The sequence below is a fragment of the Fulvivirga ligni genome, assembly GCF_021389935.1.
GTDB classification, from domain to species: domain Bacteria; phylum Bacteroidota; class Bacteroidia; order Cytophagales; family Cyclobacteriaceae; genus Fulvivirga; species Fulvivirga ligni.
In genome coordinates this window covers 2,005,147-2,018,675 of sequence record NZ_CP089979.1, presented here as the reverse complement: position 1 = coordinate 2,018,675, position 13,529 = coordinate 2,005,147, and the positions used below count along the sequence as shown (strand labels likewise).

The window sequence follows — 13,529 nt, the reverse complement described above, 5'->3', positions numbered from 1 at the left end:
TGATTTTTAAAAATTAAAAGTTTGTATTGGTGATCAAATACTGGCTCACCAAATTTTTAAGTTCTGCATCATTCACCACACTTACTCTATCTGCCACTTCCAGGAATCTTGAGTATACATTTTCCAATTCATCTTTACTCAACTGTACTCCTAATTTCCCAACTCTGAAGTTCAATGCAGCTCTTCCGCTACGTGCTGTTAATATAATTGAAGACTCATCTACCCCTACTTCTTCAGGAGCAATGATCTCATAGTTATCTCTGTTTTTGATTACACCATCCTGGTGAATACCTGACGAGTGAGCGAAAGCATTGCTTCCTACAATAGCCTTATTAGGCTGCACAGGCATATTCATGGTAGAAGACACTAACTGGCTGATTGGGTATATTTTAGTAGAATCTATACCAGTGTCATAGTTTAACCAGTTATGCTTTTTAAGAATCATTACCACTTCCTCTAAAGAAGTATTTCCGGCTCTCTCTCCGATACCGTTAATGGTACACTCTACCTGACGAGCACCATTTTTAATGGCCTCTATACTGTTTGCTGTAGACAAGCCAAGATCATTATGACAATGAGTTGAGATGGTAACATGCTCTATTCCAATTACATTATCGCAAAGGAATTTGATTTTTTTACCGTATTCTTCTGGCAAGCAATATCCTGTAGTATCAGGAATATTTACCACAGTTGCACCGGCATTCACTGCCACTTGGATGACCTGAGCTAAAAACTCATTATCTGTTCTTCCGGCATCTTCAGCATAGAATTCTACATCTTCAACAAATTTCTTTGCATATTTCACGCATCTTTCGGCTCTCACTAAAATATCCTCTCGTGTAGTTCTGATTTTAGTAAAAACGTGCTGATCTGAAGTACCAATACCTGTATGTATTCTAGGTCTTGCAGCATGTTTTACAGCCTCAGCGGCAGCATCTATATCTTTCTCTATGGCTCTTGAAAGAGCACAAACTGTTGCGTTTTTAATTTCTTTTGAAACAGCCACTACAGATTGAAAATCTCCAGGGCTTGATATAGGAAATCCAGCTTCTATTACATCTACTCCCAGTTCTTCGAGTGCTCTTGCTATGGTTATTTTTTCGTTTTTAGATAAGCCACAACCTGGCACCTGCTCGCCATCCCTCAAGGTAGTATCAAAAATTTGGATTCTGTTATTCATAATAAAATGGTCTCGTTTCAAATATTGACATCAAATGTAACAGACCAGCAAAGCTTACGAGCTACCTAAAAAGGGATTAAATACAATTTCTAAATGGTAATATTTTCAACATAATCCGCTAATTACTATATTTAGGCATATATTTTAATATCTATAAATACGATGCCTAAGGAGAAATCAGACGCTTTATTTTTATTAATAAAATCACTTAAAAAAAGTGAAAAACGATATTTCAAGGTATCTGTAAATGCAGAAAGCGATAGTGCGAGCAGAAAGTATGTAAGGTTATTCGAGCTTATTGACGCGCAAACACACTTTAATGAAAATGATATTTTAAGAAAAGATTCATCATTAAATCCTACCCAGCTTTCCAACTTAAAATCTCATTTATACAAAAAAATCTTACAATGCATAAGGCAGTACAATCAAGGATCAGTAATAGACATACAGATCAGGGAAATGATCGATTATGCCCAGATTCTCTTTAATCGAAGCCTGTATGATCAGTGCGCCAGCGTTTTAAAGAAAGCGAAAAAGCAGGCTCAGAAAATTGGTAATCTAGAGCTACAGCTGGAAATATTAAAATGGGAAAAGAACGTCCTTAACCAGACAGTAGGACCTGGAAATCAGGTGCGTGTAAATAAAATTATAGAAGAGGTTCAGGACTGCAATAATCGCATTAACAACATAAATATTTTCACCAACCTGGCGGCCAAGCTAAATGCCTCTTACATGAAGATAGGTTTCATCAGAAATGAAAGTGATTACGACAGAATCACTGGCATGTTTAAAGCCAGCCTACCTGTATATGAAGAGCAAAAGCTATCCCTTGATGAAAAACTAAATCTCTACAATTTATATGTGGGGTATTATTTCTTTATTCAGGATTTTGAAAACGGATACAAGTATGCACGCAAATGGGTCAATCTTTTTGAGCAGTATAAGCAAATTAAAGTATCAAAGCTGGAATCCTACATCCGGGCTATTAACAACCTTTTAATAGCTCAGTACAAGCTTTATAAATATTATGAATTCGTACAGACCAGCAGGCAGCTGAGGGAGATCAGGCATTTTCCTAGAAATGTAATGAATGAGAATATTCAACTGCGCCTGCTAAAATACACCTACGTACATGAATTCAATCGCTTTTTTATGCTTGGCGATTTTGAAATTGGAGTAGCTCTTATGAACAAAATCAAGCCAGGTTTAGAGCAGTTTATCAACCAGATAGACAACCATTCCAAACTGATTATGTACTATAAAATGTCTTGCCTGTATTTTGGAAATGGCGATTATCATGAGGCTATCTTCTGGCTAAACAGAATATTGAATTCAGAAAATGTAGACATCAGAGAAGACATCCACTCCTTCGCCAGAATCCTTAACCTGATCAGTCATTATGAGCTCGGCAACGTAGATGTAATTGACTATTACATCCGCTCTACTTATCGCTTTTTACTAAAGAAAGACGATTTACATAATTTCCAGAAGTACATTCTCAACTTCCTGAAAAAACTAAGTTATCAGATCACGGAAGATGAGTTGATACCTGAATTCGAAAAACTAAGAAACCAGCTTATACCATTAAAGAAAAACCCATACGAAAAGCGTGCTTTTATCTATTTTGATATTATCGAGTGGCTTGAGAGCAAGATTCAGAAGAAGCCTGTGGGTAAGGTGATTAGAGCTAAGGCTGATGCTATTTTGAGGGAGGAGAAGGAAGGGTGATGGTTATTGAGTTGTTGGGTTATTGAGTTATTGGTTATTGGTTATTGGTTATTGGGTTAATTCTTGGTCATAAAAAAAGGGTCTTGCGACCCTTGTGATTTTATATGTATATCTTTCCTTAAACGTAGTTATTCAACATAACTGGCATTACCAGCATAAGGATATCTTCGTTATCATTTTTATCTAATGGAATAAGTAGACCTGCTTTATTTGGCTCTGAAAGTCTTAGTTCTACCTTATCAGAGTCTACATTGTTAAGCATTTCAATTAAGAACTTGGCGTTGAATCCGATTTCGATATCTTCTCCGTCATGCTCACAAGAGAGTCTTTCATTTGCCTCGTTAGCGAAATCTAAATCCTCAGCAGAGATCTGAAGCTCGCTGCCAGTTATTTTTAATCTTACCTGGTGAGTAGTTTTGTTAGCATAAATAGCAATCCTTTTTAGTGAGCTCAATATCTCAGAGCGATCGATTACCATATTATTGTTATTATCAACAGGAATTACGTTTTCGTAATCTGGGAAACGCTCGTCAATCAATCTACAGATCATTCTGATATTGTTGAATCTGAAGAAAGCATTAGAAACGTTAAATTCTACCGATACATTCGTATTTTCTGATGGCAATGTAGATTTTAAAAGGTTTAGCGCCTTACGAGGGATAATGATGGCATTACCATTATCAGAAGCCACATCTACTCTTCTATATCTAATTAACCTGTGTCCATCAGTAGAAACAAAAGTTGTATTAGTATCAGTAAGATTCATATAAACACCAGTCATAGCGGGTCTTAGTTCGTCATTACTGGTAGCAAAAATCGTATTATTTATAGCACTGCTCAACACCTCTGTAGACATATCCACAGAAAAATCATCAGAAACGGTAGGCACTTTCGGGAAGTCCGTAGCATTTTCACCTGCCAGCTTATAACGTCCGTTATCACTGCTAATCTCTACGCTGTACGTATCTTCATCTATAGTAAAAGTCACTGGCTGCTCAGGAAGGTTTTTCAACGTTTCCAATAATATTTTTGCAGGCACGGCAATATTTCCACTTTCCTTCGACTCAACATCAATCTCAGTGATCATAGAAGTCTGCAAGTCAGATGCTGTAACTGTAAGCTTACCATCTTCAATTTCAAAAAGGAAATTTTCAAGAATAGGCACTACAGGATTAGTAGTAATTACACCATTGATACTAGCAAGCTGCTTTAAAAGTGCTGATGACGAGACTATAAATTTCATTACTGATGTTGATTACGTATAGTTAATTTTAAAACTCGGTAAAGTTAAAAATAAAATCATTCTCAGGAAACGTTATCATTTTAAATCAGCGCTTTCTTTTTTCTGAAAGAAGCTCTTCGGCCTTAAAACTTTACGAATCCGTGAAACATCAAATATAACATAATCAGAAGAATCTTTTCTACCGATTATTTCACGATTATTTGGAAGGGTTTCATACACCTCTAATGTGTAGGCTTTATCTCCTACATCATATACTGAAATAACAGCCTGAGGCTCTACTGAAACCTGATTTTTATATTTTTCAACTTCTTTTGGGTCAAGGAAATCATTGGCATATAGCAACGACACATCATCCAGAAAATCAGTGAGTCTGGAGGAATCTGTCTCAGCCAAACCGTGCACCTGATAAAAACTTTGATCAAACCCTACTTTAAATCCTTTTTCACTCTGCGGATACAGAACATCCACACCTTTAAGATTAGCCCAGTTAAAATCGAATATCCTGGGGTTTCTCCAGCCATTTACATCTAGCTCATAAATACCTGCCAGGTAACTTCTATAACCAGGAATCTCAACGATATATGCTTGTTCATCAGGCCTTTCCGCCATGTAAGTCATCTTACTCGCATCATCTCCAAGCACATAGAAATCTTTCACGGCACTACCATTCTCATAGAAGGTAACATGAACCCCATTTTGCTCAAAAGCTTGCTGTAAAGAATCCTCTTGTTGCTTAGCTACCTTTCTCCTTACCCTCTCCTGCTTCAATATAGCAAAAATTACACTTACACGCTGAGGATCAGCATCATAAGTATCATTTACTCTCCAGAAAGACCCATCGAATTGAAGAGTATCGCTGTGATTAGCTTTTTCGAAAACCACCTGATTGATACCCGCAGGATCTTCGTACGCAAAAATGGTTCTATCCACCTTAATCTTATCCGCAGGCCGCGTAAAGAAATACGCCAGCACAGTAGACACTATTAATGCTACTAATACAACGATAAGCTTTATATTTCTTTTTCTCTGCATGGATTATTCTCCTGTAAAACCAGTATATTTTTTCTTTCTGAGATAAAACCTTATCAGTCCGTAAATGATGATCAGCAAGACGGGCAGTACCAGGTTAATGATCTGCCATTTAGTTTTCTCTCTATCGATCTTCACTTTATCTAAAGGCCTTATTTTCACCTCTTTGTTTCTTGCGGTGATCAATCCTCCGTCGTCTAGCATATATGCCAGTGAGTTGAGTAAAAAGTCTTGATTAGCAAATTCACTTTGTGCAAAAGGGTAAAACCCGAGAGGCTGTGGATCACCGGTTCTTTTGTTGATCTCATTTTCTGCAATATCGCCATCACTCACCACCAGCATTTTTGCACTTGGATCCGAATCATCAATAGCATTATCCGCATTAATTCCTTCGGGCTTAAAGCGGTTCTTATATAAAGAAGTAAAAGTGCCTTCTAGCAAAAATGCCACTGGAAGATGCGGTTTATTGAGCATTTCAGGGGTTAGATTCTTCCTCAAATCTTGCACAGATACATTTACAGGCGATGTCACTGACCTTGAATACTGTGATGTAAATAGCAGCGGCGTTTTCTTCACACCATCCACTTTAATACTATCCATTGTAGAGACAAATTTCAGCAACACCGCATCCATATTTCTGGTGATGGGGTGATTAGCAAACTGATTAACAATCGGAAAGAATGGCCAATTTTCAAGACTTAACTGAGGCTGATCACCCATGTTACCAACCACAATAGGATAACTAGCCGCCCGTTGATCCTGAATAAGATCGTTATTAAATCTGATGCCATATTTAAAAAGCTGATCATCAAGGTTTTCATCATAAGGAAAAGCAAAATTCATTGGAGCCGAAGCGCTATCCATATTAGCCTGCAGCTTATCCAAAAGGAGCATTACCTTACCACCTTTCATCAGGTACTGATCTAAATAGTACTTCTCCTGATCTGAAAATTTATTTTGCGGCTTAGCTATCAGCATCGCATCATAACTACTTAAATCTCTATCCAGGCGCTCTTTACCCAAATCATATCTCTGAGATAAGGCGGAAGTGAAACTAGCCATCTGCAATGAATCTAATTCTCCATGGCCGCGCACTATTGCCACCTTCTTTCGAGTAAGTGTGGTTAGCTCTCGTATGGCTGAGGCCAACTCATACTCTATGCTTTCAATAGATTGATTAAGCTTCTCCTCCGCACTTGCCGCCTGGTTGCCTTTCAAAAGCATTACTCCAGCCTCAGTACCTCCATAAGAAACCAGAGCTCCTGGAAATATCAGTTTCTCTACCCTGTTACCATTCTGATTATCAATAATATTAGTTGGCTGTATACCTTTTGCCATCAGATCTCTCATAAATTCACCTCGAGCTTTTTCGCTCATAGCTGCGGTAGGATCATTAAAAGTATACTGAATATTATCTCCTGAATATATTCTAAACTCTTCTAAAGTTTCTCTTATGGATCTTTGAAGCCTCTTGAAACCGGAATTAAGATCACCATCAAGATAAACCTCTATATAAACGACGTCGTCCAGATCATGAAGCATTTCCTTGGTGGGCTCTTTAATCGTATATCTCCCTTCTTCCGTAAGATCTAGACGGAAGAAATTAGTTCCAGCTACAATATTGATAAGCACCACAGCCACCAGGCCAATGAAAAACCTTAAGAACGATTCTAGTTTTCTACTATTCAACACTACCATTTTCTACTACTTAAAACTAGTTTAGTTGCTAATAGAACCACGGATATGACACTTAAAAAGTAAATCACATCTCTACTATCAATTAGGCCTTTGCTCAATGCATCATAATGGTAAAGAATACCGAGCTGCTCTATCAAAGCGGAGAAGGCTCCCCAATTATTAATAGAAGCAATTGAACCAAACCCTGAGTACACGATAAAGCAGAAGAATACTGCTACAATGAATGATACAATCTGGTTAGTACTGATCACTGAAGAAAAGATGCCTATGGCAGTAAATACCGCTCCCAATAATACTAACCCAACATATGAACCCATCACTCCGGCAGTGTCTATATTTCCGACCGGGCTACCTAGTTGATAAACAGACCAATAGTATATGATAGTAGGTACAATTGCAAAGATCACTAAGACCAGGCCAGACAGATATTTGCCGAATATAATCTGCCAATCAGTAAGTGGCTTGGTGAGCAATAACTCTATGGTGCCTCCACGTTTTTCTTCAGCAAACATTCTCATGGTAATGGCCGGTATTAGGAACATAAACACATATGGCCCCAACACAAATAGTGTTTCCATATCAGCATAGCCGTATTCTAAAACCGAGGTATCTGGAAATACCCACATGAGTAGACCAATTCCTGTAAGAAAAACCGCTATTACTATATAGGCAATGAGAGAATTCAGGAAGCTATTAAATTCCTTGACAAAAATCTGGATCATTCTACTTTCCCTCCTTTCGTCAATTCCTGGAATACATTTTCTATTGTAACCTCCTCTTGCTGAAGGCCTAACAAGGTGATATTTTTACTCGCAGCATAATTGAATATGGCTGGTCTTACATCTTTTTCTATCGAAGCGGTGATACTATATTTATTCTGTTGAATTTTCTCAACCTCTAAAACCCCTTCTATTTCTTTGAGACCATTTTCATCCACTTCAGAACCAAATTCCACTGTAATAACAGCTACTTTCCGGGTGGTATTCTTCAGTTGATTGATCTCATCGTTCGCCACAATTTTACCGTTATTAATCACCACCACCTTATCACATAAAGCTTGCACTTCTTGCATAATGTGAGTAGAAAAAATCACGGTTTTATCCTGACTTATATTTTTAATAAGATTTCTGATTTCTACAATTTGGTTAGGATCCAGACCTGTGGTAGGCTCATCCAATATTAGCACCTCAGGATCGTGAATAAGCGCCTGCGCCAGTCCAACTCTTTGCCTGTAGCCTTTAGATAACGCCTCTATCTTTTTATTCTGCTCCTTAGTCAATCCGCACAGTGAGATAATATCATCTACCCTACTTTTTAGCTTCTTTCCAGACAATCCATATATTTTTCCGATAAAATGCAGATACTCACGTACGTACATTTCCAGATAAAGTGGATTATGCTCAGGCAGATAACCTATATGCTTCCTTACTTCAACAGATTCTTCTATTACATCTAAACCACAAACCTCTACTGTACCTTCCGTGGGTGGCAGGTAGCACGTAGCAATTTTCATAGTTGTAGATTTTCCCGCACCGTTTGGACCTAAAAAGCCTAGGATCTCTCCTTTTTTAACCTCGAATGAGATATTATCAATAGCCTTTTGTTGTCCGAATACTTTAGTGAGATTTTTGACCGATATCGACATATTACCAAATGAACGACAAAAGTATTAAGATGATGTATTTATACAAAAAAATATCCTTATTAGTAATAATGGGAATTTTTGATCGAAATTAACTAAAATTGTGCAGGAACGGCCAGAAACTTTACTTTCCTGGTCAATGTTCTCCTGTTTTTAAGGAATAGTTTTTTAAAGCCATGCGAAAACTCTTTTTCACTTTTTCACTACTTATCATTTTTTTCACCAGCCAGGCCCAGCAAGGATATCAGCTTGATTTTCAGATTCACGGCCTTGCTGACACCACCATTTATTTAGGCAATTTCTTCGGTGAAAGCACCTACCTTACAGATACTGCTCAGGCAGGAAATGATGGAAAATTCACTTTTGATGGCTCAAAAACTTTAACGCCCGGAATTTACTTTCTGGTTTTAAATAAGAATAAGCTCTTTGATATCATCATTAATCAAGACCAGCAATTCAGCATAGAAACTACCAACCCGGAATTTGTAAAGTCTGCAAAAGTAAATGGTGATGTAGATAATGAAATCTTCTTCCAGAATATGCTTTATAATGAAAAGCGTAATGAAGAAGCTATGCCTTATGTAAAAACGCTGAAAGACAGCACCAGCTCTGAAGCTGACAAAAAAGAATCTAGAGAGTTTCTGAACAAGCTGAATGACAAAGTAATGGCGCATCAGGATGAAATCATCAAGAAGCACCCTAACACTTTATATTCTAAAATACTAAAGGCAAATCAGAAAATAGACGTACCTGAAGCACCTCAATTAGATAATGGCTCTATCGACTCTACATTTAGCTACAGATATTATAAAGCCCATTATTGGGACAACTTTAATCTGGCAGATCCTGCTATGATAAGGCTCAATGAACCTCTATACAAGCGTAAAATGGAAGATTATCTAGACAAGTTAATCTATCAACATCCTGATAGTGTGAGCAAAGCCATTGATGAATTAGCTCAGGTAGCTAAACAAAATGAAGATACCTACAAGTATTTTATATGGATAGCAACTATTAAATACCAGCATCCTGAAATTATGGGCTTAGATGAGGTCTTTGTACACCTTTATGATACTTATTTCGAATCTGGAGAAATGAGTTACTGGGCTAATGCAAGCCTTGTTAAAAACCTCAAGGAAAGAGCCAACCAACTGAGAGGCAGCCTGATAGGAAAGACCGCGCCTAATCTGATTATGCTAGATGAAAATCTTCAGGCAAAATCACTTTATGACATGAAGAATAAGTACACACTTATATACTTCTATGATCCTGATTGTGGCCACTGTAAGAAAGAGACTCCTAAGTTGAAGAAGTTTTATGATGAAACAGCCTTTGACATAGGCATCTATGCTGTTTCTGCAGATACATCTATGGTAAAAATGAAGGATTACATCAAAACCATGAAGATGGAAGACTGGACTACTGTAGATGGCCCCAGAACATATACAGAGTCTTATAAAAATCTTTACGACGCTATGACTACTCCAACCATTTATGTGCTGGATGAAAAGAAGAAAATTATAGCTAAAAAACTACCTGCAGAGCGCTTGGAAGATTTCTTATCGAAATATGAAGCTATGGAGCAAAGAAAGGCCGCTGATAATAATACAAACTAAAGCTCCTGCAAATTTTCAAGCATTGTAGGGATCAGTTCTGAAATGGTAGGATGAATATGTACAGCATCTCTTATTAGAGCATAAGGTTTCTCCGCATACATTACATCTAAAATAGAATGTATGATTTCATCTGCCCCAGTTCCCAGGATCACTGCACCCAAAATCAGGTCACTTTCTTTATCTATAAGGATTTTCATAAATCCTTCTGTTTCACCTTTTTCTCTAGCCCTTGCCACCTTATCCATTGGCATTTCAGCCTTTAGAACCTTAATATTCTTCTCTCTAACTTCCGCTTCATTTAGACCTACCCTCGCCAAGGGAGGATCCATATAAAGTGCGTAACATAACTTTCTATCTGAAAGCTTGCGCTTCCCTTCACCCAGCACATGATCAATAGCAATCTCATAGTCATTATACGCCGTATGGGTAAAAGCTCCCTGGCCATTGCAATCACCTAAAGCATAAATACCTGCTACTGAAGTTTGTAAGTGCTCGTCAACTTTTATAAATCCTTCCTCAGACATTTCAATTTCAGTATTCTCTAAGCCCAATTCATCAGTATTTGGCTGTCTACCTATAGCATACAATAAACGAGTTCCAAAAACACTGGGATCACCATCCTCACAGTTTATCTCTACCTCCACACCGCCATCTTCAGAGTGTTTAGCATAAATACATTCGGCATTGGTCCGTACTTGAATTCCTTCTTTCTCCAGGATATCCTGTACGTTTTTAGATACCTCTTCATCTTCACGACTCACCAGGCAAGGGCCCTTCTCCACTATAGTCACCTTACTACCAAAGCGCTTAAACATTTGCGCGAATTCAATACCTATATAACTACCACCAATAATCACCAGATGCTCAGGAAGTTCTTCCAGCTTCATCATGGAGCTATTGGTTAAACAATCCAAACCTTCTTCATGGTCTCCTACCCTGGCTCTACCTCCGGTATTTATAAATATCTTCTCTGCATGAAGCTCCTGATTATTAATTAGAATGGATTTATTGCTGGTGAATTTTGCATGCCCTTCAAAAACTGTGATATTCTCAGCATTTTCTAAGGAAGATTTCAAGCCATCTCTGGAGTTGAGCACAATTTCATCTCTCCTCTCCCTTACCTTATGGAAGTCTACTTTGAAATTGGAAACCCCGCTAATACCATACTTTTGAGCTCTTTTCACGGTATAAGCTACTTTGGCGCTGGCAATCATGGTTTTTGTGGGAGTGCAACCAGTATTGACACAAGTTCCACCAAAATATTTTCGCTCAATAATAGCTACTTTATGACCAGCCTTTGCCAGCTTAAAAGCCAAAGGAGGACCAGCCTGTCCGGCACCAATTATTATCGCATCGTATTCCATAACTACACTTAGGTAAGTACCTATGTAATACGCCGGAAATGTGTGTTTTGTTTAAACTAAAGAAAGGTTATTTATTGCGCTCAATGGTAAACTGAACCAATTGCCTTAAAGAGTTTTTGTAAGGTGTATCTGCAAAATCATCAAGAATAGCAATCGCCTCATTATAGTAGCGGTACATCACTTCCTGAGCATACTCGAGGCCTCCCGAAGACTTCACATATTCAATAATCTGGTTGATCTTATTGGTATTATCATTATGGTTTCTCACCATATTCAAAATACGCTTTTTCTCTAGCCATGGAGCCTTTTGCAAAGCATGAATAAGTGGAAGGGTCATTTTCTTTTCACGGATATCGATACCAAGCGGCTTGCCCACTTCATCTTCACCATAGTCAAAAAGATCGTCCTTAATTTGAAAAGCCATACCGACCTTCTCTCCAAACTGCTGCATCTTTTCAATTACTTCAGGGTTATCCTGAACAGAAGCAGCACCCACAGCACAACAAGAAGAGATAAGAGAAGCCGTTTTCTGACGAATAATTTCATAATAAACCTCTTCAGTGATATCCAGCCTTCTGGCTTTCTCCATTTGAAGTAGTTCACCCTCACTCATCAGTTTTACTGCCTGTGACACTATTCTAAGCAGATGATAATCTTCATTATCTACAGATAAAAGTAATCCTCTACTCAAAAGGTAGTCACCCACCAAAACCGCGATCTTATTTTTCCACAAAGCGTTTACAGAAAAGAAGCCTCTTCTATAGTTGGCGTCATCTACTACATCGTCATGTACTAAAGTTGCAGTATGCAAAAGTTCTATTAATGATGCTCCCCGGTAGGTGGCTTCTGAGATCTCACCACAAGTGCCGGCGGTTAAAAACACGAACATAGGTCGCATTTGCTTACCTTTGCGCTTTACGATATAACTCATTATTTTATCGAGAAGCAACACTTTGGTCTTCATAGAGGCACGGAATTTTTTTTCAAATTCCTCCATCTCTGAAGCTATCGGGGACTGAATATCGCGTAGTTTTAAAGCCATGTGGACTAATGAGCTACAATAATAATGACGAAAAAGACCTAATCAAAATATAAAATGACCAACTCCATTAAATTGAAAGATAACATCCTACTATCTGCTAAGCATAATGCTGCAAAAATATTAGTAGATGCCAGATATCTATCAAATAATCAGAAAAAACCTGTAATTATATTTATTCACGGCTTTAAAGGATTCAAAGATTGGGGTTATTTTAATATAATGGCCGATAATTTCGCTGATAATGGTTTTGTCTTCTTAAAACTAAATCTCTCTCATAACGGTACCACACCAGAAAACCCTAGTGAATTCAGCGATCTAAAGGCCTTTGGTCAAAACAATTTCACCATAGAGCTAGATGACATTGATGAGGTCATTAATTATTTATTTACTGAAGATTGCCCACTACCTGCCAGCGAAATGGACCTTGAGAAAGTATTCATTATGGGGCATAGCCGTGGCGGGGGCGTTTCAATTTTAAAGGCCGCAGAAGATAGTAGAATAAAAGGTATTGTAACCTGGGCATCTGTTGCTGATTTTAAAATGAGATGGCCCGAGGCCGCTTTAGGCCAATGGAAAAAAGATCAAACTATCTACATTACAAATAGCAGGACTAAGCAGGAAATGCCGCTTGACTATCAAATTGTGGAAGACTTCTTCGCAAACGAAGAAAGATTTACTATCTCAAAGGCCGCAGAAAATTTAACCATTCCACAGCTCATAGTTCACGGCACTAACGATGAAACTGTAGAGCACCGTGAAGCTCTTATGCTCCATGAAATGAATCCTACGTCTGAGCTATTTCTTATAGAAGATGCTAACCATGTGCTGGGAGGAAGTCATCCTTATGACAGTGAAATTTTACCCGAAGACGCTCAAAAAGCTTTTGATAAAACACTGGAATTCTTAAAAAAGGCCACTCAGCCGAGCTCTGACCATAACTAAAAGGTCTTATTAATTATTAAGTATAGAGATTACTGAATTTAGTAA

Annotated in this window: 11 protein-coding genes; 3 read left to right on the top strand and 8 right to left on the bottom strand. The window is 38.0% G+C overall.

The annotated features are described in order from the left end of the window. Positions 1-13: 13 nt before the first annotated feature. Positions 14-1,180 carry a 2-isopropylmalate synthase gene (locus tag LVD16_RS08950; RefSeq protein WP_233773590.1) on the bottom strand — a complete coding sequence of 389 codons (1,167 nt, stop codon included), beginning with the start codon at positions 1,178-1,180 and terminating at the stop codon, positions 14-16. A gap of 162 nt (positions 1,181-1,342) precedes the next feature. Here LVD16_RS08950 and LVD16_RS08945 point away from each other — a divergent pair, with 162 nt between their 5' ends. Beyond that, a complete protein-coding gene (locus LVD16_RS08945; protein WP_233773589.1) occupies positions 1,343-2,908 on the top strand; it encodes a hypothetical protein in 1,566 nt (521 codons plus the stop codon). A 118-nt stretch (positions 2,909-3,026) separates the two neighbouring features. On the opposite strand, the gene dnaN is transcribed toward LVD16_RS08945, so the two are convergent. From dnaN to gldA, 5 genes are all read right to left on the bottom strand, one after another. Then, positions 3,027-4,151, bottom strand: coding sequence for a DNA polymerase III subunit beta (gene dnaN / locus LVD16_RS08940; RefSeq protein ID WP_233773588.1), 1,125 nt, complete (start codon positions 4,149-4,151; stop codon positions 3,027-3,029). 75 nt (positions 4,152-4,226) lie between these two features. After that, entirely contained in the window at positions 4,227-5,183 is a 957-nt protein-coding gene (locus LVD16_RS08935; RefSeq protein WP_233773587.1) for a DUF4340 domain-containing protein, read from the bottom strand. A 3-nt stretch (positions 5,184-5,186) separates the two neighbouring features. Beyond that, a complete protein-coding gene (gene gldG / locus LVD16_RS08930; RefSeq protein ID WP_233773586.1) occupies positions 5,187-6,878 on the bottom strand; it encodes a gliding motility-associated ABC transporter substrate-binding protein GldG in 1,692 nt (563 codons plus the stop codon). After that, positions 6,872-7,600, bottom strand: coding sequence for a gliding motility-associated ABC transporter permease subunit GldF (gldF, locus tag LVD16_RS08925; protein ID WP_233773585.1), 729 nt, complete (start codon positions 7,598-7,600; stop codon positions 6,872-6,874). The genes gldG and gldF overlap by 7 nt, the downstream gene beginning before the upstream one ends. Then, positions 7,597-8,523, bottom strand: coding sequence for a gliding motility-associated ABC transporter ATP-binding subunit GldA (gldA, locus tag LVD16_RS08920; RefSeq protein ID WP_233773584.1), 927 nt, complete (start codon positions 8,521-8,523; stop codon positions 7,597-7,599). Before gldA ends, gldF begins: the two co-directional genes overlap by 4 nt. Positions 8,524-8,696: 173 nt before the next feature. Here gldA and LVD16_RS08915 point away from each other — a divergent pair, with 173 nt between their 5' ends. Next, positions 8,697-10,136: a redoxin domain-containing protein gene (locus tag LVD16_RS08915; protein ID WP_233773583.1), complete on the top strand. Its 1,440-nt coding sequence runs from the start codon at positions 8,697-8,699 to the stop codon at positions 10,134-10,136. Here LVD16_RS08915 and LVD16_RS08910 read toward each other — a convergent pair. Both LVD16_RS08910 and LVD16_RS08905 read right to left on the bottom strand, forming a co-directional pair. Next, the gene (locus LVD16_RS08910; protein WP_233773582.1) at positions 10,133-11,500 is read right to left on the bottom strand and encodes an FAD-containing oxidoreductase; all 1,368 of its coding nucleotides are present in this window, start codon (positions 11,498-11,500) and stop codon (positions 10,133-10,135) included. The two genes, LVD16_RS08915 and LVD16_RS08910, sit on opposite strands and share 4 nt — an antisense overlap. Positions 11,501-11,567: 67 nt before the next feature. Continuing rightward, positions 11,568-12,542: a polyprenyl synthetase family protein gene (locus tag LVD16_RS08905; RefSeq protein ID WP_233773581.1), complete on the bottom strand. Its 975-nt coding sequence runs from the start codon at positions 12,540-12,542 to the stop codon at positions 11,568-11,570. Positions 12,543-12,596: 54 nt separating this feature from the next. On the opposite strand from LVD16_RS08905, the gene LVD16_RS08900 reads away from it, so the two are divergent. Then, complete coding sequence (locus tag LVD16_RS08900; RefSeq protein WP_233773580.1) at positions 12,597-13,484, top strand: alpha/beta hydrolase family protein; 888 nt, start codon at positions 12,597-12,599, stop codon at positions 13,482-13,484. The last annotated feature ends 45 nt before the right edge of the window (positions 13,485-13,529 follow it).

Coding starts and splice junctions, on each gene's coding strand:
- LVD16_RS08950 (WP_233773590.1), bottom strand. CDS start 1,180: ATGAATAACAGAATCCAAATTTTTGATACTACCTTGAGGGATGGCGAG.
- LVD16_RS08945 (WP_233773589.1), top strand. CDS start 1,343: ATGCCTAAGGAGAAATCAGACGCTTTATTTTTATTAATAAAATCACTT.
- dnaN (WP_233773588.1), bottom strand. CDS start 4,151: ATGAAATTTATAGTCTCGTCATCAGCACTTTTAAAGCAGCTTGCTAGT.
- LVD16_RS08935 (WP_233773587.1), bottom strand. CDS start 5,183: ATGCAGAGAAAAAGAAATATAAAGCTTATCGTTGTATTAGTAGCATTA.
- gldG (WP_233773586.1), bottom strand. CDS start 6,878: ATGGTAGTGTTGAATAGTAGAAAACTAGAATCGTTCTTAAGGTTTTTC.
- gldF (WP_233773585.1), bottom strand. CDS start 7,600: ATGATCCAGATTTTTGTCAAGGAATTTAATAGCTTCCTGAATTCTCTC.
- gldA (WP_233773584.1), bottom strand. CDS start 8,523: ATGTCGATATCGGTCAAAAATCTCACTAAAGTATTCGGACAACAAAAG.
- LVD16_RS08915 (WP_233773583.1), top strand. CDS start 8,697: ATGCGAAAACTCTTTTTCACTTTTTCACTACTTATCATTTTTTTCACC.
- LVD16_RS08910 (WP_233773582.1), bottom strand. CDS start 11,500: ATGGAATACGATGCGATAATAATTGGTGCCGGACAGGCTGGTCCTCCT.
- LVD16_RS08905 (WP_233773581.1), bottom strand. CDS start 12,542: ATGGCTTTAAAACTACGCGATATTCAGTCCCCGATAGCTTCAGAGATG.
- LVD16_RS08900 (WP_233773580.1), top strand. CDS start 12,597: ATGACCAACTCCATTAAATTGAAAGATAACATCCTACTATCTGCTAAG.